The organism is Bacillus sp. AL-1R (genome assembly GCF_052180195.1).
In the GTDB taxonomy this organism is placed as follows: Bacteria; Bacillota; Bacilli; order Bacillales; family Bacillaceae_G; genus Gottfriedia.
This window is the reverse complement of the sequence record NZ_CP197469.1, coordinates 4,175,001-4,196,174: the sequence shown is the minus strand read 5'-3', so window position 1 is coordinate 4,196,174 and position 21,174 is coordinate 4,175,001. Positions and strand designations below refer to the sequence as shown.

Genomic DNA, 21,174 nt, shown 5'->3' with positions numbered 1-21,174 from the left:
GAAACTGATTGATTGTGGTTCTTTTTGTTTTTAGGCTCAGTTAATAGTTGGTATGCACTAATATCATACTCTTTGTCTCGATACTTCTTTTATTAAATCAACAGTTTATATTAGCGGAGTTATTTTTAAAAAGAATGGCCATTCGATTTATATTCGATCACGGAAAACTTAATTTTATAATGAATATGGATGGAGTGAAATTATGTCAGCATTTTTAGGGGAAATAATTGGAACTGCTTTGCTAATTGTTTTAGGTGGAGGAGTTTGTGCAGGTGTAAGTTTAAAAAAATCATTTGCTAAAGATTCAGGTTGGATTGTCATAACTCTAGGATGGGGTTTAGCAGTTGCAATATCTGTTTATGCAGTAGGAAGTATTAGTGGAGCGCATTTAAATCCAGCAGTTACATTAGGATTAGCTTTTAAAGGCTCTTTTCCATGGAGTCAAGTACCTGAATACATCGCGGCACAAATGATTGGTGCGATGGTTGGGGCAACAATTGTTTATTTACATTACCTGCCGCATTGGAAAGAAACTGAAGATCCAGGAACAAAGTTAGGTGTATTTGCAACAGGACCTGCCATATCGAATACATTTGCAAATCTTTTAAGTGAATTGATTGGAACGTTCATCTTAGTGTTTGGTATTTTAGCAATTGGTTCAAATAAATTTGCAGATGGTTTAAATCCTTTTATCGTAGGTTTCTTAATTGTTAGCATTGGTTTATCATTAGGTGGAACGACTGGTTATGCGATTAATCCAGCTCGTGATTTAGGACCTCGTATTGCACACTTTTTGCTACCTATTCCCGGTAAGGGAGGTTCGAATTGGAAATATGCATGGATTCCAGTTTTGGGGCCAATATTAGGAGGATCACTTGCAGGACTATTCTATCAAATTATTTTTGAAGGTAAGCATAATGCTGCAATTATTTATGTAGGAATTGCAACAATTGGTATATTAATAGTTTCTTATATGACAAGTAAAAAGAGTCAAAGTCATACAAATAATAGAAAAGTAGTAGCTTAATGAGGAGATGGGACGATAATGAATAAATACATTCTTTCTTTAGATCAAGGTACAACAAGTTCTCGTGCAATTCTATTTAATAAAGATGGCAAAATAGTTCATATTGCACAAAAAGAATTTACACAGCATTTTCCAAATCCAGGATGGGTTGAGCATAATGCGCAAGAAATTTGGGGATCAATTTTAGCTGTTATTGCTACATGTTTAAGTGAAGCAGATGTAAAACCTGAGCAAATTGCAGGTATAGGGATTACAAATCAACGTGAAACAACAGTTGTATGGGAAAAAACAACTGGAAGACCGATCTATAACGCCATCGTGTGGCAATCACGTCAAACGAGTGAAATCTGTGATGACTTAAAAGAGAAAGGTTATGGAGAGATTGTTCAAGAAAAAACAGGTCTTTTAATTGATGCCTATTTCTCTGGAACAAAAGTAAAGTGGATTCTAGATAATGTTGAAGGTGCAAGAGAGAAAGCAGAACGTGGTGAATTATTATTTGGAACAATTGATACATGGCTTGTTTGGAAATTATCTGGCGGTAATGTACATGTTACAGATTATTCAAATGCTTCACGTACATTAATGTATAACATTCATGAATTAAGATGGGATGATGAACTACTTGAAATGCTAACTGTGCCAAAAAGCATGCTTCCAGAAGTACGATCTTCCTCTGAAGTATATGGCCATACTGTTGATTACCATTTCTATGGACAAAATATACCAATTGCAGGTATAGCTGGTGACCAACAAGCTGCGTTATTTGGTCAAGCTTGCTTTGGTGAAGGAATGGCGAAAAATACTTATGGTACTGGTTGTTTTATGCTAATGAATACTGGTGAAAAAGCGGTAAAATCTAATCATGGCTTATTAACTACAATTGCATGGGGCCTAAATGGAAAAGTTGAATATGCATTAGAAGGAAGTATTTTCGTAGCAGGTTCAGCTATTCAATGGTTACGTGATGGTATGCGCATGTTCAAAGATGCTAGTAATAGTGAAGAATACGCAAATAGGGTTGAATCTACAGATGGAGTTTATATCGTACCTGCATTTGTTGGATTAGGTACTCCTTATTGGGATAGTGAAGTAAGGGGAGCAGTTTTTGGATTAACTCGTGGAACAACGAAGGAGCATTTTATTCGTGCAACACTAGAAGCATTAGCTTATCAAACAAAAGATGTTTTATGTGCAATGGAAGCCGATTCAGGTATTGAACTAAAAACTTTACGTGTGGATGGGGGAGTAGTTAAGAACAATTTCTTAATGCAATTCCAAAGCGATCTATTAGATGTCCCAGTTGAACGTCCAGAAGTAAATGAAACAACAGCTTTAGGTGCAGCTTATTTAGCAGGATTAGCTGTTGGTTATTGGGAAAATCAAGAAACAATCTCAAAACAATGGAATATGGATAAGAGATTTAAACCAGAAATGCAAAATGAAAAAAGAGAAGAACTGTACAGTGGTTGGAAAAAAGCAATCGAAGCAACAAAAGCTTTTAAATAACATAGTATAGTGTTAAAATAAAAACAAGTTAATATTTCGGTAGGAGATTAGAGAGACCACAACATGCTATAGAAGAATTTCTATAGTAATGTTTGTGGTCTCTTTTTTCGTACTTTAAGGAGGAAAAAGTCATGAAATTTTCAGGTGCACTACGAAAAGAAGTCTTAAAAACAGTAAATAAAAAAGAATTAGATGTAATCATAATTGGTGGAGGTATTACTGGAGCTGGTATTGCGTTAGACGCTACTACACGTGGATTATCAACAATCGTATTTGAAATGCAAGACTTTGCAGCAGGTACATCAAGTCGTTCAACTAAGCTTGTACATGGTGGATTACGATACTTAAAACAATTAGAAGTAAAAATGGTAGCAGAAGTAGGAAAAGAACGTGCAATTGTTTATGAAAATGGTCCACATGTAACAACTCCAGAATGGATGCTATTACCTTTTCATAAAGGCGGCACATTTGGTGCATTTAGTACATCAATAGGATTAAGAATTTATGATTTCCTAGCAGGTGTAAAAAGAAGTGAACGAAGAAAAATGTTTAATCGTGAACAAACAATCGAAAAAGAGCCACTTGTAAAACAAGAAGGGTTAAAAGGCGGCGGTTACTATGTAGAGTACCGCACAGACGATGCACGACTAACAATTGAGGTAATGAAAGAAGCGATTGCTCATGGGGCGAAAGCAGTGAACTATGCTAAAGTAGATGGCTTCTTATATAAAGATGGTAAAGTTTGCGGTGTTACTGTCATTGATTTATTAGATGGTGAAGTGTATGAAGTATACGGTAAAAAGATTGTAAATGCAGCGGGTCCATGGGTTGATTCGCTACGTGAAATGGATCATTCAAAGAGAGGTAAGGTATTACAGTTATCCAAAGGGGTTCATTTAGTTATTGACCATAGTCGTTTCCCACTCGGTCAAGCAATCTATTTTGATACACCAGACGGACGTATGGTTTTTGCGATTCCTCGAAATGGAAAGACATATGTTGGTACAACGGATACATTTTATAATAAAGATGCTGCAAAACCACAAATGACGGATGAAGATTGTAACTATATTATTAATGCAATAAACTATATGTTTCCAACAGTAAATATCTCAAAAACGGATATCGAATCAAGTTGGGCAGGAGTACGTCCATTAATATATGAAGAAGGGAAAAGTGCATCCGAAATTTCACGTAAAGATGAAATTTGGACTTCACATTCTGGATTAATTACAATTGCTGGTGGAAAGTTAACGGGATATCGAAAAATGGCTGAAACGGTCATTGACTATGTAACTGAATTACTAAAGAAGGAAGGATACAAAACTAACAATATAAAAAGTAAGACAAAACATATGCCAATCTCTGGTGGACATGTAGGTGGAGCATCACAATTTTTAAAATATATTTCTGAAAAAACCAAAGAAGGAATCAAGTATGGTTTGTCAGAAAATCAAGCTGAACGTTTTACAAAATTTTATGGATCTAATGTTGATACGTTATTTCAGTTAGCAAGTCAGTACAAAATGGCGGCATATCAATATAATTTACCTATAGAGGTATTCGTACCGCTTTTATATGCAATAGAATTTGAGATGGTTGTAAAACCAGTCGACTTTTTTATACGTCGTACTGGTGCATTGTTCTTTAATATTCATTGGGTATATGAATGGAAGGATGCAGTAATTGATTTTATGTCGATAAAACTAGAGTGGAGTAAGGAACAAAAAGTAAAATACACTACTGAGTTAGACCAAGCTTTAATAGAGGCAGTTAGGCCAATCGAAAAATTAAAGAAGAATGTAACGTTAGCATAAGAATCATAAGGATGTTTCATAATGAGGCATCCTTATGATTCTTTTATTAAGGTGAATATAGCCACCATTGTTAATAAAGAGCTCAATCAAATGGAACATTCTGAATAATAGTATTTTTATTTTAGTATTGTAATTAATTCAAATAGCTGATATATTATTCTATGTTGTCCTAAACGAGGGAAAACATACGAAATGAAAATCAAAAAACATTTAAAAAGTTGTTGACTTAAACAAGCTTTAAATGATATAATTTAAAAGTTGCTTCTGAAGCGACAAAGTGAACTTTGAAAACTAAACAAAACATGAAGTAAACGTCAATTATTAGTTTTTTGAGCAATACAAGATTTAAACTTAACTTTTATGGAGAGTTTGATCCTGGCTCAGGACGAACGCTGGCGGCGTGCCTAATACATGCAAGTCGAGCGGACTAATGGGAGCTTGCTCCCGTTAGTTAGCGGCGGACGGGTGAGTAACACGTGGGCAACCTACCTGTAAGACTGGGATAACTTCGGGAAACCGGAGCTAATACCGGATGACATCAAGGAACTCTTGTTCCTTGATTGAAAGATGGCCTTGGCTATCACTTACAGATGGGCCCGCGGCGCATTAGCTAGTTGGTGAGGTAACGGCTCACCAAGGCGACGATGCGTAGCCGACCTGAGAGGGTGATCGGCCACACTGGGACTGAGACACGGCCCAGACTCCTACGGGAGGCAGCAGTAGGGAATCTTCCGCAATGGACGAAAGTCTGACGGAGCAACGCCGCGTGAGCGATGAAGGCCTTCGGGTCGTAAAGCTCTGTTGTTAGGGAAGAACAAGTGCTAGTTGAATAAGCTGGCACCTTGACGGTACCTAACCAGAAAGCCACGGCTAACTACGTGCCAGCAGCCGCGGTAATACGTAGGTGGCAAGCGTTGTCCGGAATTATTGGGCGTAAAGCGCGCGCAGGCGGTTTCTTAAGTCTGATGTGAAAGCCCCCGGCTCAACCGGGGAGGGTCATTGGAAACTGGGAAACTTGAGTGCAGAAGAGGAAAGTGGAATTCCAAGTGTAGCGGTGAAATGCGTAGAGATTTGGAGGAACACCAGTGGCGAAGGCGACTTTCTGGTCTGTAACTGACGCTGAGGCGCGAAAGCGTGGGGAGCAAACAGGATTAGATACCCTGGTAGTCCACGCCGTAAACGATGAGTGCTAAGTGTTAGAGGGTTTCCGCCCTTTAGTGCTGAAGTTAACGCATTAAGCACTCCGCCTGGGGAGTACGGTCGCAAGACTGAAACTCAAAGGAATTGACGGGGGCCCGCACAAGTGGTGGAGCATGTGGTTTAATTCGAAGCAACGCGAAGAACCTTACCAGGTCTTGACATCCTCTGACAACCCTAGAGATAGGGCTTTCCCTTCGGGGACAGAGTGACAGGTGGTGCATGGTTGTCGTCAGCTCGTGTCGTGAGATGTTGGGTTAAGTCCCGCAACGAGCGCAACCCTTGATCTTAGTTGCCAGCATTCAGTTGGGCACTCTAAGGTGACTGCCGGTGACAAACCGGAGGAAGGTGGGGATGACGTCAAATCATCATGCCCCTTATGACCTGGGCTACACACGTGCTACAATGGATAGTACAAAGGGTTGCAAGACCGCGAGGTGGAGCTAATCCCATAAAACTATTCTCAGTTCGGATTGTAGGCTGCAACTCGCCTACATGAAGCCGGAATCACTAGTAATCGCGGATCAGCATGCCGCGGTGAATACGTTCCCGGGCCTTGTACACACCGCCCGTCACACCACGAGAGTTTGTAACACCCGAAGTCGGTGGGGTAACCTTTTAGGGGCCAGCCGCCTAAGGTGGGACAGATGATTGGGGTGAAGTCGTAACAAGGTAGCCGTATCGGAAGGTGCGGCTGGATCACCTCCTTTCTATGGAGACATCATGAACCGATGGTTCATGTATGAAATGTTTCTTCATTGTTTTGTTTAGTTTTGAGAGTTCACTCTCAACATTTGTACCTTGAAAACTAGATAATGTCATTCATTAAACTGCGTAAGTTTAATTCAATTAGTTTTAAAATTAGTTAAGTTAGAAAGGGCGCACGGTGGATGCCTTGGCACTAGGAGTCGATGAAGGACGGGACTAACACCGATATGCTTCGGGGAGCTGTAAGTAAGCTTTGATCCGGAGATTTCCGAATGGGGGAACCCACTACTCGTAATGGAGTAGTATCTTTACCTGAATACATAGGGTACTGAGGACAGACCCAGGGAACTGAAACATCTAAGTACCTGGAGGAATAGAAAGCAATAGCGATTTCCCAAGTAGCGGCGAGCGAAAAGGAAGATAGCCCAAACCAAGAGGCTTGCCTCTTGGGGTTGTAGGACACTCTATACGGAGTTACAAAGGAACGGGGTAAATGAAGCGACCTGGAAAGGTCCGTCGAAGAAGGTAAAAACCCTGTAGTTGAAACCTCGTTCCCTCTTGAGTGGATCCTGAGTACGGCGGAACACGTGAAATTCCGTCGGAATCTGGGAGGACCATCTCCCAAGGCTAAATACTACCTAGTGACCGATAGTGAACCAGTACCGTGAGGGAAAGGTGAAAAGCACCCCGGAAGGGGAGTGAAAGAGAACCTGAAACCGTGTGCTTACAAATAGTCAGAGCTCGTTAACGAGTGATGGCGTGCCTTTTGTAGAATGAACCGGCGAGTTACGATCCCGTGCAAGGTTAAGTTGAAGAGACGGAGCCGCAGCGAAAGCGAGTCTGAATAGGGCGATTTAGTACGTGGTCGTAGACCCGAAACCGAGTGATCTACCCATGTCCAGGATGAAGTTCAGGTAACACTGAATGGAGGTCCGAACCCACGCACGTTGAAAAGTGCGGGGATGAGGTGTGGGTAGCGGAGAAATTCCAATCGAACTCGGAGATAGCTGGTTCTCCCCGAAATAGCTTTAGGGCTAGCCTTATGTGTTAGAGTCTTGGAGGTAGAGCACTGATTGGACTAGGGGCCCCCAACGGGTTACCGAATTCAGTCAAACTCCGAATGCCAATGACTTATCCATAGGAGTCAGACTACGAGTGATAAGATCCGTGGTCAAGAGGGAAACAGCCCAGACCGCCAGCTAAGGTCCCAAAGTATACGTTAAGTGGAAAAGGATGTGGAGTTGCTTAGACAACCAGGATGTTGGCTTAGAAGCAGCCACCATTTAAAGAGTGCGTAATAGCTCACTGGTCGAGTGACTCTGCGCCGAAAATGTAACGGGGCTAAACGTATCACCGAAGCTGCGGATTGATACCATTTGGTATCAGTGGTAGGGGAGCGTTCTAAGGGCGTTGAAGCTAGATCGTAAGGACTGGTGGAGCGCTTAGAAGTGAGAATGCCGGTATGAGTAGCGAAAGACGGGTGAGAATCCCGTCCACCGTATGCCTAAGGTTTCCTGGGGAAGGCTCGTCCTCCCAGGGTTAGTCAGGACCTAAGCCGAGGCCGACAGGCGTAGGCGATGGACAACAGGTTGATATTCCTGTACCACCTCATTTCCGTTTGAGCGATGGAGGGACGCAGAAAGATAGGGTAAGCGCGCTGCTGGATATGCGCGTCCAAGCAATTAGGCTGATGTGTAGGCAAATCCGCACATCGTAAGGCTGAGTTGTGATGGCGAGGGAAATATAGTACCGAAGTTCCTGATTCTACGCTGCCAAGAAAAGCTTCTAGCGAGGAAATAGGTGCCTGTACCGCAAACCGACACAGGTAGGCGAGGAGAGAATCCTAAGGTGAGCGAGAGAACTATGGTTAAGGAACTCGGCAAAATGACCCCGTAACTTCGGGAGAAGGGGTGCTCTTTTGGGTGTATGCCCGGGAGAGCCGCAGTGAAAAGGCCCAAGCGACTGTTTAGCAAAAACACAGGTCTCTGCGAAGCCGCAAGGCGAAGTATAGGGGCTGACGCCTGCCCGGTGCTGGAAGGTTAAGAGGAGGGGTTATCCCTTACGGGAGAAGCTCTGAATTGAAGCCCCAGTAAACGGCGGCCGTAACTATAACGGTCCTAAGGTAGCGAAATTCCTTGTCGGGTAAGTTCCGACCCGCACGAAAGGCGTAACGATTTGGGCACTGTCTCAACCATAGACTCGGTGAAATTATAGTACCTGTGAAGATGCAGGTTACCCGCGACAGGACGGAAAGACCCCGTGGAGCTTTACTGCAGCTTGATATTGAATTTTGGTACAGCTTGTACAGGATAGGTAGGAGCCTGAGAAGCCGGAGCGCTAGCTTCGGTGGAGGCGTCGGTGGGATACTACCCTGGCTGTATTGAAATTCTAACCTAGAGCCGTGATCCGGCTCGGAGACAGTGTCAGGTGGGCAGTTTGACTGGGGCGGTCGCCTCCTAAAGAGTAACGGAGGCGCCCAAAGGTTCCCTCAGAATGGTTGGAAATCATTCGAAGAGTGTAAAGGCATAAGGGAGCTTGACTGCGAGACCTACAAGTCGAGCAGGGACGAAAGTCGGGCTTAGTGATCCGGTGGTTCCGCATGGAAGGGCCATCGCTCAACGGATAAAAGCTACCCCGGGGATAACAGGCTTATCTCCCCCAAGAGTCCACATCGACGGGGAGGTTTGGCACCTCGATGTCGGCTCATCGCATCCTGGGGCTGTAGTCGGTCCCAAGGGTTGGGCTGTTCGCCCATTAAAGCGGTACGCGAGCTGGGTTCAGAACGTCGTGAGACAGTTCGGTCCCTATCCGTCGTGGGCGCAGGAAATTTGAGAGGAGCTGTCCTTAGTACGAGAGGACCGGGATGGACACACCGCTGGTGTACCAGTTGTTCTGCCAAGAGCATGGCTGGGTAGCTATGTGTGGAAGGGATAAGTGCTGAAAGCATCTAAGCATGAAGCCCCCCTCAAGATGAGATTTCCCATAGCGTTAAGCTAGTAAGACCCCTGAGAGACGATCAGGTTGATAGGTCAGAGGTGGAAGCGTGGTGACACGTGGAGCTGACTGATACTAATCGGTCGAGGACTTAACTAACAAGTTTGATAATGACATTATCTAGTTTTGAGGGTACGAAGTACAACTCAAATACAAATCAGGTGATTATTGCGAAGAGGTCACACCCGTTCCCATACCGAACACGGCAGTTAAGCTCTTCAGCGTCGATGGTAGTTGGGGGTTTCCCCCTGTGAGAGTAGAACATCGCCTGGTTTACCAAAGTATCAGCTAATCAGTTGGTGCTTTTTTTATTTGGATCAATATTTGATAAAATTTAACACTCCTAAAGGACTGTCAACTATTGATAGTCCTTTTACGTTCTTTGTACAAAAATTGGTTACCAAGTACTTGAGAACCTAAATCTTTTCATTCAGAATTATTAATAATCGTAGGGGTTGTATCAGATTGTTTAAAAATATAGGTTTTATTATCAATTTTAATTTTAAAAGTTCTTTCTTTTTTATCATAAATAAATTTCAAGTTATGAAATTTAGAACTGTTAATTACATACATCGTATCTGTTTTCCTTGAATAAGACCTTTATCTGCTTTTAGTACGATTATAATAATAAAATGAATGATGACCTCTTAATCAAATACGATTGTTGCAAATGGAAGTTTTTTGCTTTGGTATGTCCCTACTAAAGTTGATTCATTTAAATTCTGAATTTTAGGGACGTTTGTAGCTGTAATGATAAATATTAAAAATATAAAAAGAATAATGCTTTTATCAACCTACTATTTCTTTTGAACCTCAGTCAATACGACAACACTTCATCCTTAACTTAAGGGTCTATTAAATAAAAATGTTGATTTTTCAAACTGAAAAAAGAGGCTTCTCTTTAGTCTTTTTTAGAATAAAAACAGCAAATTTCCTGATAAATGAGATGAGATCACAAAATATACTTTGTTAAAACACATTCTCCATTATTAAACTAATTTAAAAATATGTGATTATGAACATTAAAATATTGATGTGATCGATAAGTAAACACATATTAGTGAACACCCAAATAATATGAGCGTTCTTTTAAAATTTCTCCTGATTTTAATACCGTAAGCACAAAATAAGATAGCCGCCGATAATTTAGAGCAACTTTGTAAAAAAGATGGTTTGAAAAAATGGAACTTCTTAAAATTATTGAAGCAAAAAAGTAGTAGAGATTAGTATTTAGAACCATAATGGCTCATTCATAAATGCTTTAATCATAAATTCTAACCATTTCATAAGGGGATAGCTCCCTTCAAAAAATAAACAACACGAATACTTATGTTGAATTTTCAAATCAGATAGCATAATTTAGCTTATTTATTACATTTATTGTTTGCATTCTTTGTGAATTTGGAAGGTAACTAGCTAAACTTCAAGTAGAGTACATACCAGTATAGGAAAAAGTTGTAGAAGATATTTACTAATCACATATAGTAAATAATGTAGATCATCTTTACTTTTCAATTTACACATAGTATGATGATTTCAATAAGTTAGATTTCAATGAACATAAAAATAAATGAGGTGCATTTTGTGAGTGCAGTAGGTTCTAAATAGGAAAAAAACAAATGAAATAAATAGGATGAAAAAAGGGGAATTTGTAAAATTCGCACCCTTAATTTTGTCATGTATTTATTTCAAACCTATGAAGATACCTACAATACTTTATAATGCGTATAATGAAATTAGTAGGGCTATTTTCTAATAGCTTATTTAACTATATTTCAGTTATGATTGCCTTGTAATGTGATTAAAGCTGCGGTATCTCCGCAGCTTTTTTTATTTTTTCAGGTAAACATGTTCTTTGTTTGTATTAATCAACTCATTGGAATCTAATGGGTAGGTATCTCCATTTATGATCAATAAAATCATATTAAAAGAGGAGAATTAAAATTGAATAATATAACATTTGAAAAATTACAATATAAAGAGTTAAAGGAAATTGTGAAATCATATTGTGTAAGTGGATTAGGTAAAAAATTGATCGACCAATTAGAGCCTAGTACAAATATAAAAGTAGTTAAAAACAGATTAAATGAGACAACGGAAGCTCGGGCAATCTTAGATGCAGTAGGACATATTCCATTTTTAGGTGTATCAAACATTGAAATTATCATTACAAATCTTGAAAAGGGCATGATATTAGATCCGAGTGACTTAATCAGTATTTCGGACTTTTTAAGAGGATGTAGAAGAATTAAAAAGTTTATGCTAGAGAACATATTCTTTGCCCCAATTCTTGCTTCTTACGCAAAATCAATGAGTGAATTTATAAGTATTGAAGATGAGATTAACTTTTCAATTAAAGGAAATAGTGTTGACTCTGCAGCCAGTAAAGAACTTAAACGAATACGAAATAATATTGAATCAGTTGAGGGAAAAATTAAAGATCGTTTAAATAAATTTCTAAATAGTAGTGCAAATAAAATGTATATCCAAGACTTTTTTATAAGTAAGAAGGATGACCGATATACGATACCGATTAAAGCTTCATTTAAGAAGCAAGTTCCTGGGTCGATTATTGAAGTTTCAGCTAAAGGGTCAACAGTCTTTATTGAACCGAATACAGTAACAAAATTAAATAGTGAGTTAGCAAGCCTAAAGGCTGAGGAGGCAATAGAGGAATATCAGATATTAGCTACCCTTTCTGGAATGATTTTAGAAAATATTTATGAAATAAATATAAATATGGAGTTAATTAGCCAATATGATATGGTGTTTGCTAAAGCTAAATTTAGCAAACATATTGGTGGAGTTGAGCCAAAATTAAATGACTTTGGATATATAAAGTTAGTTAATTGCAAACATCCATTATTAACAGGAAATGTAGTTCCACTTAATTTTGAGATAGGAGAAAGTTATCGTAGTTTAATCATTACAGGTCCTAATGCGGGTGGAAAGACAGTCGTTTTGAAAACAATTGGTTTACTAACATTAGCAACAATGTCAGGTTTCCATATTATTGGAGACATGGAGACTGAAATAGCAGTATTTGAAAAGATTTTTGTTGATATTGGTGATAATCAAAGTATAGAGAATGCACTAAGTACATTTTCATCACATATGAAAAACCTTTCCGATATTATGCGTGTTTCTAATAATAATACACTATTACTATTTGATGAAATAGGAAGTGGTACGGAACCGAACGAAGGATCAGCACTAGCAATTTCTATATTGGAGGAATTTTACCAAATGGGTTGCATTACAGTTGCTACTACTCATTATGGTGAAATTAAACGTTTTTCAGAAATGCATAGTGACTTTATGAATGCAGCAATGCGATTTAATAGTGAAACACTAGAACCAATGTATAAGTTAATAATCGGGAAATCAGGAGAAAGTAATGCTCTATGGATATCTAAGAAAATGAATATCCGCGAAAATGTACTTCAAAGAGCGAAAGAATATATGGAAAATAAAGAATATCAGTTAGAAAGAGTAAATGAAAATACAATAAGGAAACCAAAGATTGTCAAATTGAAAGCTGTGGAAAAGGTTAGCTATCAAAAAGGTGATCGAGTAAAATTATTAGACTTCGATAACTATGGCATTGTTTATAAAGAAATCGATAATTTTTACAATCTCATCGTTTTTTACAATGGTGATTTTCTGGAAGTGAATGAAAAGCGAATATCATTAGAAGGAAAAGCTACTGAACTTTATCCAGAAGGATATGACTTAGAAACGATATTTGTTGATTATGCGACACGAAAATTGCAGCACGATATTGAACGAGGTTCGAAAAAGGCACTCCGAAAGATTCAAAAAGGAATGAGAAATAAAGGGGAGTGTTAATTTGGCTATGGGGTTTTTAATCGCCAAATTATTGTAATTTGTATAAAACAAAAAAACATCAGCCCAAAAGCTGATGTTTTTTTTGTTTTAGAAAAAATCATTGTTTTCAAGAATACAAAACAAATTTAAGCTTAAGTGAATAGACTATACCAAACTACATGATTGGGGTCTTAATATGAGAAAATTTTCTTATATGGATTTAATTGCTACATTAAATATAGAAGATGCACATCCTGGTGGGTTTGATTTAACAAAAAAAACATTAAGATTTCTTCCACTAACATCAGATAGCCAAGTGTTAGAAGTTGGATGTGGGTCAGGTAAAACGGCTAGCTATATATATGAAAGTTACAATTGCTCAATTACTACAATCGATCTAAACAGTCGGATGCTTGCTAATGCAAGAAAACGATTTAACAAAAAGAAAATTCCAGTTACACTGCATCAAGCAAGTGCAGAAAACCTTCCATTTAAGGATGATACATTTGATATAATTATTTCAGAATCAGTAACAAGTTTCACAAACGCAGATAAATCAATACCAGAATATGTAAGAGTGTTAAAAAAAGGTGGATATTTTCTTGCTATAGAAATGACTTCAGAGAGACAATTAACACTAAAAGAAGAAAATGAAATAAAGGATGTTTATGGTATTTCAAAAGTAAAGACGGTTAGAGAATGGGAACAAGTGTTAATCAAAGGTGGATTTAGAGATTATAAAATCCTTAAAGGAAATACAATAATGAATACAATTACAAACACAACTGATTCACTACCATTTCAAAAATTACCACCTGAAGGAATTGAATTACTTCATAGATTTCAAGAAATACTAGTTCGTTATAAAGATGTGTTAGGATATAGAGTATTTTTATGTAGAAAAAGATAGGCATATAGCTTATCTTTTTTTGTTTGATATACAAAACTCCCACTTATCGGGAATGGATTAATTCTAATGTATCGGTTTTATACATGTAGCTAACCTAAAGTATAATTCAGTTAATACGTTTCTATAAATTACTGGTCACCATGAGGGTAAATTGGAAAATACTTATTTATCTTCACTTTATTTATGTATAAATACGATTTCGCAATTGTAAAAGTATATGTACACATGCAAAGTAGGGATAAAATTATAATGATTTTTATCATACTTTTCATAAATACCACCTATTTATCGTTTTAATGCATTTATTATTTGTTTTAGATTAGAAACTTATTTTGTTTTAGGAACTAGAATCATAAAGAAATGGCTTATATGAGTACATGTAATGAAAAAAGGGTATCTCAATAGTCAGCTTTTGACTAAAGAGACATACCCACAGTAATTGAATATAAGTTATCATTGAGCTATTAAAAAAAGAATAATGCAGCTAATGCTACTCCAGCAACAAAACCAAGTGCAATTGAAATGCCTAATCCGCAACCGAAGAATCCGCATCCAAATCCATCTCTATCGAAATCTCTTTCGTTTCTTCTATCAAATCTTCTATCAAATCTTCTGTCGAATCTTCTATCGAATCGATCTTCAACTCGATTACCAAACATATTATCAAAACGATTTCCATTTTGGGAACTTCTGTTTGAAAAGTTTCTTTCTGAGAAATTTCTATTAGATTGGTTTCTGTTCATATTACTTCTATTACGATTAGATGATCTATTTGACGAATTAGAGCTTTGGCGGTATTGATTGACAGGTTCAATAAAAACTCGGTCATCAGTTACTTTAGTAATACGACCGACATGCTCATTTCCATCTTTATCGAAAATGCGTACAACCTGCCCTCTATAATTATTACATAATTGATGGGCTTCACTACATTGCATAACAATTCCTCCCTTTCTTGTACTAATCTATGGAAGAGGGATAGTTTGTGCTTGTACTCATACCTAGTTGTACAATTAACTAATTAATTTGTTTGAAGTTTTCGTAATTAATTTTGTAAACTTTTTTAAAAAATGCTTGTAATCAATTGGTGAAGGTGGTATATTTGTATATGTTGTCACGACGAAGTAAGTTCGGACAACAAAAAATATATAATAACTTGTTGACAAAACGTTCGGCAAAATGTTATTATATTAAAGTCGCTTCTAAAGCGATGAAGTGAACTTTGAAAACTAAACAAAACATGAAGTAAACGTCAATTATTAGTTTTTTGAGCAATACAAGATTTAAACTTAACTTTTATGGAGAGTTTGATCCTGGCTCAGGACGAACGCTGGCGGCGTGCCTAATACATGCAAGTCGAGCGGACTAATGGGAGCTTGCTCCCGTTAGTTAGCGGCGGACGGGTGAGTAACACGTGGGCAACCTACCTGTAAGACTGGGATAACTTCGGGAAACCGGAGCTAATACCGGATGACATCAAGGAACTCCTGTTCCTTGATTGAAAGATGGCCTTGGCTATCACTTACAGATGGGCCCGCGGCGCATTAGCTAGTTGGTGAGGTAACGGCTCACCAAGGCGACGATGCGTAGCCGACCTGAGAGGGTGATCGGCCACACTGGGACTGAGACACGGCCCAGACTCCTACGGGAGGCAGCAGTAGGGAATCTTCCGCAATGGACGAAAGTCTGACGGAGCAACGCCGCGTGAGCGATGAAGGCCTTCGGGTCGTAAAGCTCTGTTGTTAGGGAAGAACAAGTGCTAGTTGAATAAGCTGGCACCTTGACGGTACCTAACCAGAAAGCCACGGCTAACTACGTGCCAGCAGCCGCGGTAATACGTAGGTGGCAAGCGTTGTCCGGAATTATTGGGCGTAAAGCGCGCGCAGGCGGTTTCTTAAGTCTGATGTGAAAGCCCCCGGCTCAACCGGGGAGGGTCATTGGAAACTGGGAAACTTGAGTGCAGAAGAGGAAAGTGGAATTCCAAGTGTAGCGGTGAAATGCGTAGAGATTTGGAGGAACACCAGTGGCGAAGGCGACTTTCTGGTCTGTAACTGACGCTGAGGCGCGAAAGCGTGGGGAGCAAACAGGATTAGATACCCTGGTAGTCCACGCCGTAAACGATGAGTGCTAAGTGTTAGAGGGTTTCCGCCCTTTAGTGCTGAAGTTAACGCATTAAGCACTCCGCCTGGGGAGTACGGTCGCAAGACTGAAACTCAAAGGAATTGACGGGGGCCCGCACAAGTGGTGGAGCATGTGGTTTAATTCGAAGCAACGCGAAGAACCTTACCAGGTCTTGACATCCTCTGACAACCCTAGAGATAGGGCTTTCCCTTCGGGGACAGAGTGACAGGTGGTGCATGGTTGTCGTCAGCTCGTGTCGTGAGATGTTGGGTTAAGTCCCGCAACGAGCGCAACCCTTGATCTTAGTTGCCAGCATTCAGTTGGGCACTCTAAGGTGACTGCCGGTGACAAACCGGAGGAAGGTGGGGATGACGTCAAATCATCATGCCCCTTATGACCTGGGCTACACACGTGCTACAATGGATAGTACAAAGGGTTGCAAGACCGCGAGGTGGAGCTAATCCCATAAAACTATTCTCAGTTCGGATTGTAGGCTGCAACTCGCCTACATGAAGCCGGAATCACTAGTAATCGCGGATCAGCATGCCGCGGTGAATACGTTCCCGGGCCTTGTACACACCGCCCGTCACACCACGAGAGTTTGTAACACCCGAAGTCGGTGGGGTAACCTTTTAGGGGCCAGCCGCCTAAGGTGGGACAGATGATTGGGGTGAAGTCGTAACAAGGTAGCCGTATCGGAAGGTGCGGCTGGATCACCTCCTTTCTATGGAGACATCATGAACCGATGGTTCATGTATGAAATGTTTCTTCATTGTTTTGTTTAGTTTTGAGAGTTCACTCTCAACATTTGTACCTTGAAAACTAGATAATGTCATTCATTAAACTGCGTAAGTTTAATTCAATTAGTTTTAAAATTAGTTAAGTTAGAAAGGGCGCACGGTGGATGCCTTGGCACTAGGAGTCGATGAAGGACGGGACTAACACCGATATGCTTCGGGGAGCTGTAAGTAAGCTTTGATCCGGAGATTTCCGAATGGGGGAACCCACTACTCGTAATGGAGTAGTATCTTTACCTGAATACATAGGGTACTGAGGACAGACCCAGGGAACTGAAACATCTAAGTACCTGGAGGAATAGAAAGCAATAGCGATTTCCCAAGTAGCGGCGAGCGAAAAGGAAGATAGCCCAAACCAAGAGGCTTGCCTCTTGGGGTTGTAGGACACTCTATACGGAGTTACAAAGGAACGGGGTAAATGAAGCGACCTGGAAAGGTCCGTCGAAGAAGGTAAAAACCCTGTAGTTGAAACCTCGTTCCCTCTTGAGTGGATCCTGAGTACGGCGGAACACGTGAAATTCCGTCGGAATCTGGGAGGACCATCTCCCAAGGCTAAATACTACCTAGTGACCGATAGTGAACCAGTACCGTGAGGGAAAGGTGAAAAGCACCCCGGAAGGGGAGTGAAAGAGAACCTGAAACCGTGTGCTTACAAATAGTCAGAGCTCGTTAACGAGTGATGGCGTGCCTTTTGTAGAATGAACCGGCGAGTTACGATCCCGTGCAAGGTTAAGTTGAAGAGACGGAGCCGCAGCGAAAGCGAGTCTGAATAGGGCGATTTAGTACGTGGTCGTAGACCCGAAACCGAGTGATCTACCCATGTCCAGGATGAAGTTCAGGTAACACTGAATGGAGGTCCGAACCCACGCACGTTGAAAAGTGCGGGGATGAGGTGTGGGTAGCGGAGAAATTCCAATCGAACTCGGAGATAGCTGGTTCTCCCCGAAATAGCTTTAGGGCTAGCCTTATGTGTTAGAGTCTTGGAGGTAGAGCACTGATTGGACTAGGGGCCCCCAACGGGTTACCGAATTCAGTCAAACTCCGAATGCCAATGACTTATCCATAGGAGTCAGACTACGAGTGATAAGATCCGTGGTCAAGAGGGAAACAGCCCAGACCGCCAGCTAAGGTCCCAAAGTATACGTTAAGTGGAAAAGGATGTGGAGTTGCTTAGACAACCAGGATGTTGGCTTAGAAGCAGCCACCATTTAAAGAGTGCGTAATAGCTCACTGGTCGAGTGACTCTGCGCCGAAAATGTAACGGGGCTAAACGTATCACCGAAGCTGCGGATTGATACCATTTGGTATCAGTGGTAGGGGAGCGTTCTAAGGGCGTTGAAGCTAGATCGTAAGGACTGGTGGAGCGCTTAGAAGTGAGAATGCCGGTATGAGTAGCGAAAGACGGGTGAGAATCCCGTCCACCGTATGCCTAAGGTTTCCTGGGGAAGGCTCGTCCTCCCAGGGTTAGTCAGGACCTAAGCCGAGGCCGACAGGCGTAGGCGATGGACAACAGGTTGATATTCCTGTACCACCTCATTTCCGTTTGAGCGATGGAGGGACGCAGAAAGATAGGGTAAGCGCGCTGCTGGATATGCGCGTCCAAGCAATTAGGCTGATGTGTAGGCAAATCCGCACATCGTAAGGCTGAGTTGTGATGGCGAGGGAAATATAGTACCGAAGTTCCTGATTCTACGCTGCCAAGAAAAGCTTCTAGCGAGGAAATAGGTGCCTGTACCGCAAACCGACACAGGTAGGCGAGGAGAGAATCCTAAGGTGAGCGAGAGAACTATGGTTAAGGAACTCGGCAAAATGACCCCGTAACTTCGGGAGAAGGGGTGCTCTTTTGGGTGTATGCCCGGGAGAGCCGCAGTGAAAAGGCCCAAGCGACTGTTTAGCAAAAACACAGGTCTCTGCGAAGCCGCAAGGCGAAGTATAGGGGCTGACGCCTGCCCGGTGCTGGAAGGTTAAGAGGAGGGGTTATCCCTTACGGGAGAAGCTCTGAATTGAAGCCCCAGTAAACGGCGGCCGTAACTATAACGGTCCTAAGGTAGCGAAATTCCTTGTCGGGTAAGTTCCGACCCGCACGAAAGGCGTAACGATTTGGGCACTGTCTCAACCATAGACTCGGTGAAATTATAGTACCTGTGAAGATGCAGGTTACCCGCGACAGGACGGAAAGACCCCGTGGAGCTTTACTGCAGCTTGATATTGAATTTTGGTACAGCTTGTACAGGATAGGTAGGAGCCTGAGAAGCCGGAGCGCTAGCTTCGGTGGAGGCGTCGGTGGGATACTACCCTGGCTGTATTGAAATTCTAACCTAGAGCCGTGATCCGGCTCGGAGACAGTGTCAGGTGGGCAGTTTGACTGGGGCGGTCGCCTCCTAAAGAGTAACGGAGGCGCCCAAAGGTTCCCTCAGAATGGTTGGAAATCATTCGAAGAGTGTAAAGGCATAAGGGAGCTTGACTGCGAGACCTACAAGTCGAGCAGGGACGAAAGTCGGGCTTAGTGATCCGGTGGTTCCGCATGGAAGGGCCATCGCTCAACGGATAAAAGCTACCCCGGGGATAACAGGCTTATCTCCCCCAAGAGTCCACATCGACGGGGAGGTTTGGCACCTCGATGTCGGCTCATCGCATCCTGGGGCTGTAGTCGGTCCCAAGGGTTGGGCTGTTCGCCCATTAAAGCGGTACGCGAGCTGGGTTCAGAACGTCGTGAGACAGTTCGGTCCCTATCCGTCGTGGGCGCAGGAAATTTGAGAGGAGCTGTCCTTAGTACGAGAGGACCGGGATGGACACACCGCTGGTGTACCAGTTGTTCTGCCAAGAGCATGGCTGGGTAGCTATGTGTGGAAGGGATAAGTGCTGAAAGCATCTAAGCATGAAGCCCCCCTCAAGATGAGATTTCCCATAGCGTTAAGCTAGTAAGACCCCTGAGAGACGATCAGGTTGATAGGTCAGAGGTGGAAGCGTGGTGACACGTGGAGCTGACTGATACTAATCGGTCGAGGACTTAACTAACAAGTTTGATAATGACATTATCTAGTTTTGAGGGTACGAAGTACAACTCAAATACAAATCAGGTGATTATTGCGAAGAGGTCACACCCGTTCCCATACCGAACACGGCAGTTAAGCTCTTCAGCGTCGATGGTAGTTGGGGGTTTCCCCCTGTGAGAGTAGAACGTCGCCTGGTAACAAAAAAACATCAGCTATTTAGCTGATGTTTTTTTGTGTTGAAATATGAAACGATAGATTATTTAAAGGCTCTATACTATTGGGGTATGTACAATTTTAGGTAAAAAAACACGTAACATCCAATATTCGTTATATTTGAATTGTCGAGAAACAAGATAAACGAATGGAGTTACGTGTAAATGAATTCTAACATATACATCCCAGGATTAAAAGATTGTCTAGTGACAAAAGTAGAGGAATATAGTGAAAAAATTTGTCTTTTTGTTGAAATGAAAATAGCACCTCACTCTTGTCCGAGTTGTAAGAATAAGACAAATAAAGCACATGATTACTGACTACAGAAAATTAAACATTTAAGTTGGTTTCAGCAAAAGACAGAAATTTGGTATAGAAAACGTCGTTATGTTTGTGTATTGGTAAGCGTTTTTCAGAAAGCAAATCATTTGTATCTCGTTATAAAAGAGGCTCGATCGAATGGTTTTTAGCTTTATCGATTCATGCGATTAAAAGCAGAAGTTTTAAGAAAACGAGTGAGATTTTCAGAGGTTCTTATACGACAGTCATTAGAGGGTTTGATGACTCTCAAAGAAAGAAATTAATCAAGTGACAGCTCTCCCAAAAGTAATTGCCATCGATGAGTATAAAGGAGACACCCAAGCAGGTAAGTATCAACTAATTATTGTGAATGGTAAGACGAGAAAGCTCATCGACATATTACCAAACCGTAGAAAAAAATAATAAAGGACTATTTTAAAAAGTACGGGGCAAAGGTAGGAATTGTCATCATGGAAATGAGCCCTTCTTTTAAAGCCGCAGTTCAGGAAGCGTTAGGGAAACCTGTCATAGTGGCTGATCATTTTCACTTTGTGAGATATATTTATTGGGCATTAGATGGTGTAAGGAAACGAATACAACTAGGTGGTATGAGTATGACCGAAAGAAATGAAAGAAAATGCGTCATTTACTCTATAAAAAGGTTGAAAAATTAACCAAAGAGGATCAAAGGTACCTACAACGTTACTTCAGTTTTTCAAAAGAATTAAAATCGGCTTATCAATTAAAGGAAAGTTTT

Annotated in this window: 9 protein-coding genes, 6 rRNA genes and 1 pseudogene (1 of these 16 cut by a window edge); 15 read left to right on the top strand and 1 reads right to left on the bottom strand. The window is 40.9% G+C overall.

Translation table 11 applies throughout. The annotated features are described in order from the left end of the window. Nucleotides 1-202: 202 nt before the first annotated feature. The 8 genes from ACSBO6_RS19900 (at nt 203) to ACSBO6_RS19865 (ending at nt 13,990) form a co-directional block, all read left to right on the top strand. Entirely contained in the window at nt 203-1,027 is an 825-nt protein-coding gene (locus tag ACSBO6_RS19900; protein ID WP_098846316.1) for an MIP/aquaporin family protein, read from the top strand. 18 nt (nt 1,028-1,045) lie between these two features. Further along, nucleotides 1,046-2,536 (top strand): glycerol kinase GlpK, encoded by a 1,491-nt coding sequence (gene glpK / locus ACSBO6_RS19895; RefSeq protein WP_498843927.1) that lies wholly within the window; start codon nt 1,046-1,048, stop codon nt 2,534-2,536. Nucleotides 2,537-2,667: 131 nt separating this feature from the next. Beyond that, on the top strand, nt 2,668-4,353 hold the full coding sequence (locus tag ACSBO6_RS19890) for a glycerol-3-phosphate dehydrogenase/oxidase (RefSeq protein ID WP_498843926.1): 1,686 nt from the start codon (nt 2,668-2,670) through the stop codon (nt 4,351-4,353). A 357-nt stretch (nt 4,354-4,710) separates the two neighbouring features. Beyond that, a 16S ribosomal RNA gene (locus ACSBO6_RS19885) occupies nt 4,711-6,260 on the top strand. A gap of 153 nt (nt 6,261-6,413) precedes the next feature. After that, nucleotides 6,414-9,351, top strand: a 23S ribosomal RNA gene (locus ACSBO6_RS19880). Between the two features lie 58 nt (nt 9,352-9,409). Then, nucleotides 9,410-9,525, top strand: a 5S ribosomal RNA gene (gene rrf / locus ACSBO6_RS19875). Together the 16S, 23S and 5S rRNA genes form the textbook arrangement of a ribosomal RNA operon. Before the next feature lie 1,671 nt (nt 9,526-11,196). Continuing rightward, complete coding sequence (locus ACSBO6_RS19870) at nt 11,197-13,101, top strand: endonuclease MutS2 (RefSeq protein WP_098847119.1); 1,905 nt, start codon at nt 11,197-11,199, stop codon at nt 13,099-13,101. A gap of 175 nt (nt 13,102-13,276) precedes the next feature. After that, nucleotides 13,277-13,990, top strand: coding sequence for a class I SAM-dependent methyltransferase (locus tag ACSBO6_RS19865; protein WP_498843925.1), 714 nt, complete (start codon nt 13,277-13,279; stop codon nt 13,988-13,990). Nucleotides 13,991-14,454: 464 nt separating this feature from the next. Here ACSBO6_RS19865 and ACSBO6_RS19860 read toward each other — a convergent pair whose 3' ends face one another. Then, the gene (locus ACSBO6_RS19860) at nt 14,455-14,928 is read right to left on the bottom strand and encodes a hypothetical protein (RefSeq protein ID WP_498843924.1); all 474 of its coding nucleotides are present in this window, start codon (nt 14,926-14,928) and stop codon (nt 14,455-14,457) included. 357 nt (nt 14,929-15,285) lie between these two features. Here ACSBO6_RS19860 and ACSBO6_RS19855 point away from each other — a divergent pair. From ACSBO6_RS19855 to ACSBO6_RS19825, 7 genes and pseudogenes are all read left to right on the top strand, one after another. Next, a 16S ribosomal RNA gene (locus ACSBO6_RS19855) occupies nt 15,286-16,835 on the top strand. Nucleotides 16,836-16,988: 153 nt separating this feature from the next. Further along, nucleotides 16,989-19,926 (top strand): 23S ribosomal RNA (locus tag ACSBO6_RS19850). Nucleotides 19,927-19,984: 58 nt separating this feature from the next. Continuing rightward, nucleotides 19,985-20,100 (top strand): 5S ribosomal RNA (rrf, locus tag ACSBO6_RS19845). A 181-nt stretch (nt 20,101-20,281) separates the two neighbouring features. After that, nucleotides 20,282-20,437, top strand: coding sequence for a hypothetical protein (locus ACSBO6_RS19840; protein WP_498843923.1), 156 nt, complete (start codon nt 20,282-20,284; stop codon nt 20,435-20,437). 9 nt (nt 20,438-20,446) lie between these two features. Then, entirely contained in the window at nt 20,447-20,587 is a 141-nt protein-coding gene (locus tag ACSBO6_RS19835) for a hypothetical protein (RefSeq protein ID WP_498844689.1), read from the top strand. A gap of 249 nt (nt 20,588-20,836) precedes the next feature. Next, on the top strand, nt 20,837-21,091 hold the full coding sequence (locus ACSBO6_RS19830) for a transposase (protein ID WP_098847360.1): 255 nt from the start codon (nt 20,837-20,839) through the stop codon (nt 21,089-21,091). Then, nucleotides 21,055-21,174, top strand: a pseudogene (locus ACSBO6_RS19825) (transposase) (it continues 225 nt past the right edge of the window). The gene ACSBO6_RS19830 and the pseudogene ACSBO6_RS19825 overlap by 37 nt, the downstream one beginning before the upstream one ends.